This is a genomic window from uncultured Salegentibacter sp. (assembly GCF_963972535.1).
Lineage (GTDB): Bacteria > Bacteroidota > Bacteroidia > Flavobacteriales > Flavobacteriaceae > Salegentibacter.
Genome location: NZ_CAXAVR010000108.1, coordinates 1 through 8,604, shown reverse-complemented (window position 1 = coordinate 8,604; position 8,604 = coordinate 1). Strand labels below are relative to the sequence as shown.

The following is an 8,604-nucleotide window of genomic DNA, read 5'->3' as shown; positions in this document are numbered from 1 at the left end:
AATTCATCTATTTCCCTTTTTAAACGTTGATATTGCGGCACGTTAGATCTTGATGGTACGGCAAGCATCACCAATCTTACTTTTTCAATGAATTCTGGATGGTTATCAAGAAAATATTCAAAAGCCCTAATTCTATTGGCGATACCTTTTGTATAATCCAGGCGGTCTATACTTAGAATAAGTTTAGCTTCAGGGGTTTCATTGGTATGATGGTCTAACCTGCGCTGTAACTCGGTACGTTGCTCTTCGGTATTTTTAAAATGATTTAAAGCGGCGTCTTCAAATTTGTTATAATCTATTCCCATTGGGAAAGAATCTACTTTTACAATTCTCTCGGGCAGGGTAATTTCATTAAAACTTACCTGGTGACGTAAAATTCGACTTACAGAACTTAAAAAATGTCTTTCATAATCGTAGGTATGGAAACCAATTAGATCTGCACCCAATACTCCTTTTAAAACTTCATCCCGCCAGGGCAGGGTTCTAAAAACCTCGTAAGAAGGAAATGGAATATGATTAAAAAAGCCAATAATGGCTTCAGGCTGTTGTTCCCTAATCATATTTGGGACTAAAAGTAATTGATAATCGTGTACCCAAATGTGATCGCCATCTTCATAATGTTTCAGAACTTCTTCGGCATATTTTTTATTTACGCTTTTATAAATTTCCCAATGATCTTTATCGGCTTCGGTATATTCCATAAAATAATGGAAAAGCGGCCATATGGTACGATTACTAAACCCGTAATAAAATCCTTCAATTTCTTCTTCACTAAGATTTACAGCAACACAATCTTCTTTTCGGGCTTTTTCCTTAACATCTTCTAAAAGATTTTCCGGAATTTCCTCTTCGGTAAGTCCGCTCCAACCAATCCAAATACTATCACCATCCTTATGGAATGATTTTAAGCCTGTTGCGAGCCCACCTACGCTTGGCGTAACTTCAAGATTATTATTTTCTAGGTTAATTTGTAATGGCAATCGGTTGGAAATTATTATTGTCTTACTCATAATTATATGTGAATGCTGTTGTTGCGAAATTGATTTTTATTAAATTTCCGAAAATCATTTTACACGACAAGTCTTTTTAAAGAATTTTAAGAGTATATGGAGAATTTAGATTACGGAATTATAGGGAATTGTAAGAGTGCTGCGCTAATATCAAAAACAGGTTCGTTAGAATGGTGTTGTTTGCCAAATTTTGCTTCGTCTGCAGTTTTTGCAAAACTACTGGACGAGAAAAAAGGAGGAAGTTTTGAAATTATAGTAGACGATTCTTATAAAATTACCCAGGAATATCTTTGGGAAACCAATATTCTAAATACTGAATTTAGTGATGGTGAAAATTCTTTTCAGGTTATAGACTTTATGCCCCGTTATCCCCGGGAAGATGGTTCTTTTTACGCCCCGCCAGATGTAATAAGGTTTATTAGATTAATTAACGGAAAGCCCAAGTTTAAAGTAAAATATGATCCTCGTTTAGATTTTGCCCGGGAAAAAACCTACAATGAATTTAAAGGAAATTATATTAAAAGTTTTACCAAAGAAGGTAAATACGATTCTCTTTTTCTCTATTCCAGTTTTGATTTGAATGATGTTCTGGAAGGTAAAGAACTTGAATTAACCGGAAACGCATATTTTTTGCTCGGTTATCACGAAAAGCTTATTACCCAATCTTTAGATCGCTCTTATTTAAAATTTCAACGGACCAAGACCTATTGGATGAATTGGAGCGCCAAGACTACCCGCTATACGCATTACGAAAATGAAATAATGCGTAGCGCTTTGGTTTTAAAATGTCTTAGTTACAAAAAATCTGGTGCGGTTTTAGCCGCAGCCACCACTTCTTTGCCCGAAACCATTGGCGAAGAACGCAACTGGGATTATCGTTTTTGTTGGATTCGTGATGCTTCTATGGTAATTAAAGTAATGGCAGGCCTTGGCCATATAAAATCGGCTAAAGATTTTCTTCAATTTATTATAGATATTATCCCAGATAAAGATGAGAAAATCCAGATTATGTATGGAATTAACGGTGAGAAGGAGCTTACCGAACATATTTTAGATCACTTATCGGGTTATAAAGATTCTCATCCCGTAAGGACCGGAAATGCTGCTTATATTCAGAAGCAAAATGATATCTACGGAATTTTGATGGAGGTAATCTATCAGCAGTTCAATCAATTTGAAACTTCTTTAGAAAATTCAGAAGAATTATGGACCGTAGTCCGTGGAATAGTGAGTATTGTAGAAGAAAACTGGCAGAAACCCGATAAAGGAATTTGGGAATTACGTACCGAAGACAGGCATTTTGTATTTTCTAAACTCCTTTGCTGGGTAGCGATAGACAGAGCGATAAAGATTGGAGAAGTTTTAAGAATGGGTATTAACGATACACATTGGAAGTCTTTACGTGCCGAAATTTATAATGATATTTATAATAACGGCTGGAACGAAGAAGTACAGGCATATACCCAATATTATGGGTCTAAAGATTTAGATGCTTCAACTTTATTAATGGAGCAATATGGGTTTATTGAAGCGAAAGACCCTCGTTTTGTGAGTACGGTCCACGCCACTGAAAGGGAATTGTGTAAAGATGGGTTAATGTACAGGTATAAGAATAAAGACGATTTTGGGGAACCAACTTCATCATTTACCATTTGTACCTTCTGGTTAATTGATAGTCTTTTCAAGATAGGAGAGAGGAAAAAAGCAAAACAAATGTTTGACCAGTTGTTATCTTACAGTAATCACCTGGGATTGTTTAGTGAAGATATAGATTTTGAAACCAAAAGGTTGCTGGGTAATTTCCCACAAGCCTATTCGCATTTAGCCTTAATAGAAACCGCTGCCAATTTTAGTTTGGGCACAACTTCTGAAGAAACCTGGCTTAGCGAGTTTTAGGATTTTGAACTTGTTTGTCATCTTCTTTATTAATTTGCACGCGACTTTTAGGGAGGCTCTCGGGATAATTTTCTTTTAGAAAATCTATGAGTTTCTCCCTAATAAATACGCGTAAATCGAATGCGGTTGGAGAATCTTTGGCACTTACCAAAATTCTTATTTCCATAGACCTATCGGTAGCATCAGTTACCTGTACTACTTTAGCTTGTTTATCCCAAAGCGGGGTTGTTTCCAGTAACCTATCCAGTTCTTCTCTAATTTTTTCAACAGGAACGGTATAATCTGTATACAAGAACACGGTTCCTAATAAATCGGCCGAATTTTTAGTCCAGTTTTGAAAAGGGGTTTCAATAAAATAAGTAGAAGGCACTACCAATCTCCTTTTGTCCCAAACTTTAATCACCACGTAAGTGAGTGTGATTTCTTCAATCCAACCCCATTCGCCTTCAACAATTACGGCATCCTGCAGCCTTATTGGTTGAGTAAAAGCAATTTGAATTCCCGCAAGTAAGGTTCCAATAGCTTTTTGTGCAGAAAAACCTATAATAATCCCTGCAATTCCTGCTGAAGTTAATACACTTACCCCAACCGAGCGTATGCTTTCAAAACTCATCAGGGCAATTCCTATGGCCAGAATAACGATAATAAAAATGATAATATTTTCAAGGATATTAAACTGAGTATAAATTTTCCTCGCCTTTAAATTATCAGATGTGTTTACGTCATAACGTTTCAGCATTCGGTTTTTAAGAATTTTTAGCGTCAGAATAATTAACCACGTAGCACTTAGAATTATCCCCAGCGTGCTTATGGGCTGAAGAAGTTCATAGGTATATTCAAATCTAAAAATCTTACTTAGCAGGGCAATTTTTAAAATTAAAGCAGCCAGGAAGATTAATAATGGGATCCAAACCCTTTGGGCAAAATTTACAGGAAGAATATTTCGAGGATCTTTGCCTATTTTCTTCAGAATATAAAACGCTATTAAGAAGCAAACAAGCAGGCTAATTACACCCGCAAGAATATATCTAAACGTTAAAGGGTCTAAGCTCATAAGTAATTATTTATTGGCTTTTTTAGAATCTTCGGCTTTAAAATGAGGTTTTTTTAATTCAACGCGTGACCTGCTAAAGTATATGCCTTCTTCCAATTCTTTAATATAGGCTACCATTTCTTCCCTTAATTTACAATGAAGATCCCAGGCAATAGTGGCGGTACTGGCACTGCAAATAGCTCTAACTTTTAGTGATTTTTCTGTCATTTCGGTAACCTGTAGCATCGGTGGATGTTCTTCGTCCCAATCTTCAGAGTTTTCGACTAATTCTTTAAATTTTGTTCTTAATTTATCTACATCTACACGATAATCTACATAAAATTCAATTTCATTTATAGAATGTGGGCTGGTAATTGAAAGGTTTTCAAAAGTATCAGAAATTACTGTCTGCAAAGGAACAATTAGTCTTCTAAGATCCCAGGTTCTCACTATCATATAAGTAAACCTAATATCTTCAACATAACCCCAACGGTCATTTATAATCACAGTATCACCAATTCTTGCCGGTTTGGTGAGCGCTATTTGAATTCCTGCAATAATATTTCCTAATGTACTTTGTGCTGCTATACCTAAAATTATGGTGGCCAATCCTGCTGAAGCCAGCATAGAAATCCCTAGTTTCTCTAAAGATCTAAATTGGGAAAGAATAATTGCTGTACCCACAATTACCACGGTGAAGGTTAAAATTCTTCTGGCAACAGATAAATAGGTGAAAAGCTGCCGGGATTCATGACTATTTTCAGAGGTAACATCGCCTATTTTATTTTCGGCAACATAACGCATTGCAAAATCCAGAATACGCATAAAAAACCAGGTTATTGCAGCTATCACAACGGCGAGTAAAATGGCGTAAATCGTACTCGAAAAGGCACCAGAATAAGAAATTAAATTGTTAAGAGTGATATAGAAAAACAAAACGCCGGTTGCCAGGGCCGCCGGAACCCCTAATCGCTTAGATAAAGCCAGAATGATTGGCCTGTTAAATGATTTAGCAATTTTTCTAATTAATAGAATAACCACTCTTCCTAAAAGATAGGATACAATTAATAACAAGATGGTTACAACCGGTTTCCATAGTGGCACGGTTCCAATTTGGGCCTGGGACCAGGTTGGCATATGCCGGTCTAAAAAGGTGGGACCGTAAACCTTGTAAAGCTCTTCTGTATTTTCTACGGTATTTGCTGAAATTAACCAAAAAGCCCCATATTCCTGATATTTTACTCTTTGCAGCCTAAAAATTATATCACGGTCTTCTATGGTTGTTTCACCAAAAACCACACTTCTTCTGGCCGTTCCCGCTACCGCCTGGTTGGTGGTGGTTCTAATATCTACCTGCCCATCGGGCCGGTCGGGTAATCCGTGCCAGTCTATAGCAACCCTCTGATCCATCACAAAATAAAGCTTCTGGGCAATATCAACCGCTTCCTTGTCGGTTATAGAATTAGGCATTAAATTAAGGTTTAGAGCATAAGCAGCATCTTTAAAATTTTTATTTCTGCAACTAATTATAAAATGCTCTAAGGTGGCCTGTGGAGTTTGTAAATTAAACTTGTTAGGAGGGAACCCCAGCGGATTATTTAACCTGGTTAAGGAATAATAAGCTTCATTATAATCTTTTAAACTATTAGGCAAATAATTAGAATCAGTAGAATCTGCTATTTTATCCTGGGAAGGAAGTTCATCTTTTGTGCTAGTGGAATCTTGCTGATAAGCAAAAACTGAAGCCTGCGTCAACAAAACACAAAACAAACTTAGCATGAGCAATCTTGTACGGTTTATCATACCTAATTTTTGAAAATTATTTGATAAATAATTATTGGAATAATTTTAAAATTAAGGAATAAAAAAAGACCGTCTAAATTTGACGGCCTTTTTACAATAGTTTTAATAGAAATTATTAGAAACAATACTTATTTTCTGAAGTCAGTTTTTCAGCAATAGTATTTCTTAATTCTACCACATTTGGCATCCTGTCATATTTAGTGAAACGTTTAAGTCCCATAAGCATCATTCGTTGCTCGTCACCTTCAGCAAAAGAAGCGATTCCTTCTTTAGCTTTTTGGTTTACAGTATCTACCGCGTGGTATAAATATAATTTAGCCATAGCAATTTGTTCTTTCTGCGAGTCTTCACCAAAACGTTTTACATTCTTTTCGGCTCTTAAAATTCCGGATTCCGCCATATAAGCTTCAATAAGAATATCTGAAGCGGCCATTAGTAATTGCTGGTGCTCTTCCAGATCCTGACCAAATTTTTGAACTGCGCTTCCGGCTACCATTAAGAATACTTTTTTTAGTTTCTTGATCATATCCTTTTCTTCAGCAAATAATTCGTTGAAATCTGGCTTGTCCATTGAAGGGATTCCGGTAAGTTCTTCGCCCACAGCCTGTGCGGGACCTAAAAGGTCAACGTGACCTTTCATCGCCTTTTTAATCAGCATTCCAACAGCTAACATTCGGTTAATCTCGTTGGTTCCTTCATAAATTCTGGCAATTCTGGCATCTCTCCACGCAGATTCCATAGGCGTATCTGCCGAAAAGCCCATACCACCTAAAACTTGAATACCTTCATCGCTACAATTCTGGACATCTTCAGAACAGGCGACCTTAAGAATTGAACATTCTATGGCATATTCCTCGAAAGTCTTTAATTCGGCATCTGAATGCGAAGCACCGGCTTCTAATCGGAGATTAATTCGGTCTTCAATATCTTTTGCGGCTCGGTAACTTGCAGCTTCTCCAACCCAGGCCGAAGTAGCCATTTCGGCAAGTTTAGATTTTATAGCGCCAAATTTTGCAATTGGGGTTTTAAACTGAACCCTATCATTAGCATATTTCACTGCAACATCTGTTACTCTACGCTGTGCTTCTAAAGAAGCAGCGGCAAGTTTAATTCGCCCAACGTTTAAGGCATTCATCGCGATTTTAAATCCGTTTCCTCTTTCTGAAAGCATATTTTCAGCAGGTACCACAGTATCGTTAAAGAATACCTGACGGGTAGAGGAGGCGTGGATTCCCAGTTTCTTCTCTTCCTCACCAAAAGTGATTCCGTTAGGACTCTCTTTATCGTATTCTACAATGAAACCGGTGATATTTTTATCATCCTGAATTCTTGCAAAAACGATAAAAACACTTGCAAATCCCGCATTGGAAATCCACATTTTTTGTCCGTTTATCTTATAGCTTTTTCCATCTTCGGTAAGCTCAGCTTTTGTTTTCCCTGAATTCGCATCACTTCCCGCTCCCGGCTCGGTAAGACAGTATGCGCCAAACCATTCTCCGGTAGCTAACTTCGGAATATATTTTTTGCGCTGATCTTCATTCCCGTAAAGTAAGATGGGCAAAGTGCCAATTCCCGTGTGTGCACCAAAAGCGGTAGCGATAGATCCGGTTGCTCCTGAAATATAATCGCAAACCAACATTGTTGAAACAAAGCCCATTCCGAGGCCATCGTATTTCTCGGGTACAGCAACTCCTAAGAAGCCAAGTTCTCCGGCTTTACCCATTACCTCTTCGGTAAGCGCGTAATTTTTCTTTTCAAACTCTTCTTTTTTCGGCCAGATTTCTCTGTCTACAAATTCCTTAACCGAATCACGCATCATTTTTTGCTCCTCTGTAAAATCTTCTGGAGTAAATACATCTTCTGCTTTGGTTTCCTTTACCAGGAACTGCCCACCGCGTAGAAGTTCTTTTTTATTTTCTGTTGTTTCCATGCTATTATTTTGAATTTTGAATTATAAATTTTAAATGCTCTAGCTTTTTATAATTCAGTGTTGTTAATATTTTTTTGAGCTGTAATAATGATTTTAGTTATGATATTTATTATATGTGTGATTTCATTTAAATGATTTGAAACTTCAATTTTTGTTATTTCTGAATCTTCTAAAAGTCGCAGCCAGTACTTAGTTTCTCTCGCTTCCTTAGAAGCGATTGACATTTTACTTATAAAATCTCGCTTTGATTGTGCCGCAGTTGCTTCTTCTACATTCGCACCAATACTTGTTGCAGATTTTAATAATTGCCTGGAAATTATAAACTCTCTTTCGTCTTGAAGTTTTTTGAAAAGCGAGATAATATCAAGAGAAAACTTAAAGGTTTTGTCTACTATGATGTTCTCACTTTTCAATCTTATTCATTTAAAATTCAACATACATCATTTAAAATACTTCATAAACCCCAGCAGCTCCCTGTCCGGTTCCTACGCACATGGTAACCATGGCGTATTTATCTTTAAGGTTGCGTTTACGCATTTCATCAAAGATTTGCACCGAAAGTTTTGCTCCTGTACAGCCAAGTGGGTGTCCCATAGAGATTGCGCCTCCATTTGGATTTACAGTTTCTGGATTTAAACCAAGTTCCCTGATTACCGCTAAAGATTGTGACGCGAAAGCTTCATTTAATTCTATAAGCTGCATATCATTCTGCTTTAATCCAGCTTGTTTTAAAGCTTTTGGAATAGCATGAACCGGCCCAATTCCCATAATTCTAGGATCTACACCTACAGGCGCATAACTCACCATCCTGGCAATTGGTTCAAGATTAAATTCTTTCACCATTTCCTCACTCATCACCATTACAAAAGCGGCGCCATCACTCATTTGTGATGAGTTGCCTGCTGTTACACTTCCGCCTTCAGCAAAAACTG

6 protein-coding genes and 1 pseudogene are annotated in these 8,604 nt (G+C 37.1%); 1 reads left to right on the top strand and 6 read right to left on the bottom strand.

Features of this window, described 5'->3' with window-relative positions; translation table 11 throughout:
• Positions 1–1,010: trehalose-6-phosphate synthase (locus AACZ30_RS11395; RefSeq protein ID WP_339649455.1), on the bottom strand; the 1,010-nt coding region annotated here is incomplete at its 3' end.
• A gap of 96 nt (positions 1,011–1,106) precedes the next feature.
• Here AACZ30_RS11395 and AACZ30_RS11390 point away from each other — a divergent pair.
• The gene (locus tag AACZ30_RS11390; protein WP_339649453.1) at positions 1,107–2,906 is read left to right on the top strand and encodes a glycoside hydrolase family 15 protein; all 1,800 of its coding nucleotides are present in this window, start codon (positions 1,107–1,109) and stop codon (positions 2,904–2,906) included.
• Here AACZ30_RS11390 and AACZ30_RS11385 read toward each other — a convergent pair.
• The 5 genes and pseudogenes from AACZ30_RS11385 to AACZ30_RS11365 all read right to left on the bottom strand — a co-directional run.
• Entirely contained in the window at positions 2,893–3,960 is a 1,068-nt protein-coding gene (locus AACZ30_RS11385) for a mechanosensitive ion channel domain-containing protein (protein ID WP_339649450.1), read from the bottom strand. The genes AACZ30_RS11390 and AACZ30_RS11385 overlap by 14 nt on opposite strands.
• Positions 3,961–3,966: 6 nt before the next feature.
• Positions 3,967–5,742: a mechanosensitive ion channel family protein gene (locus AACZ30_RS11380; protein WP_339649449.1), complete on the bottom strand. Its 1,776-nt coding sequence runs from the start codon at positions 5,740–5,742 to the stop codon at positions 3,967–3,969.
• Between the two features lie 115 nt (positions 5,743–5,857).
• Positions 5,858–7,672: an acyl-CoA dehydrogenase family protein gene (locus AACZ30_RS11375; RefSeq protein ID WP_339649448.1), complete on the bottom strand. Its 1,815-nt coding sequence runs from the start codon at positions 7,670–7,672 to the stop codon at positions 5,858–5,860.
• A gap of 47 nt (positions 7,673–7,719) precedes the next feature.
• Positions 7,720–8,085, bottom strand: a complete 366-nt coding sequence (locus AACZ30_RS11370) for a four helix bundle protein (RefSeq protein ID WP_339649446.1) — start codon at positions 8,083–8,085, stop codon at positions 7,720–7,722.
• A 31-nt stretch (positions 8,086–8,116) separates the two neighbouring features.
• Positions 8,117–8,604, bottom strand: a pseudogene (locus AACZ30_RS11365) (acetyl-CoA C-acyltransferase); the annotation flags it as partial.

Excerpts from the sequence above, each read along its gene's own strand:
- AACZ30_RS11390 (WP_339649453.1), top strand. The coding sequence starts at position 1,107 with ATGGAGAATTTAGATTACGGAATTATAGGGAATTGTAAGAGTGCTGCG.
- AACZ30_RS11385 (WP_339649450.1), bottom strand. The coding sequence starts at position 3,960 with ATGAGCTTAGACCCTTTAACGTTTAGATATATTCTTGCGGGTGTAATT.
- AACZ30_RS11380 (WP_339649449.1), bottom strand. The coding sequence starts at position 5,742 with ATGATAAACCGTACAAGATTGCTCATGCTAAGTTTGTTTTGTGTTTTG.
- AACZ30_RS11375 (WP_339649448.1), bottom strand. The coding sequence starts at position 7,672 with ATGGAAACAACAGAAAATAAAAAAGAACTTCTACGCGGTGGGCAGTTC.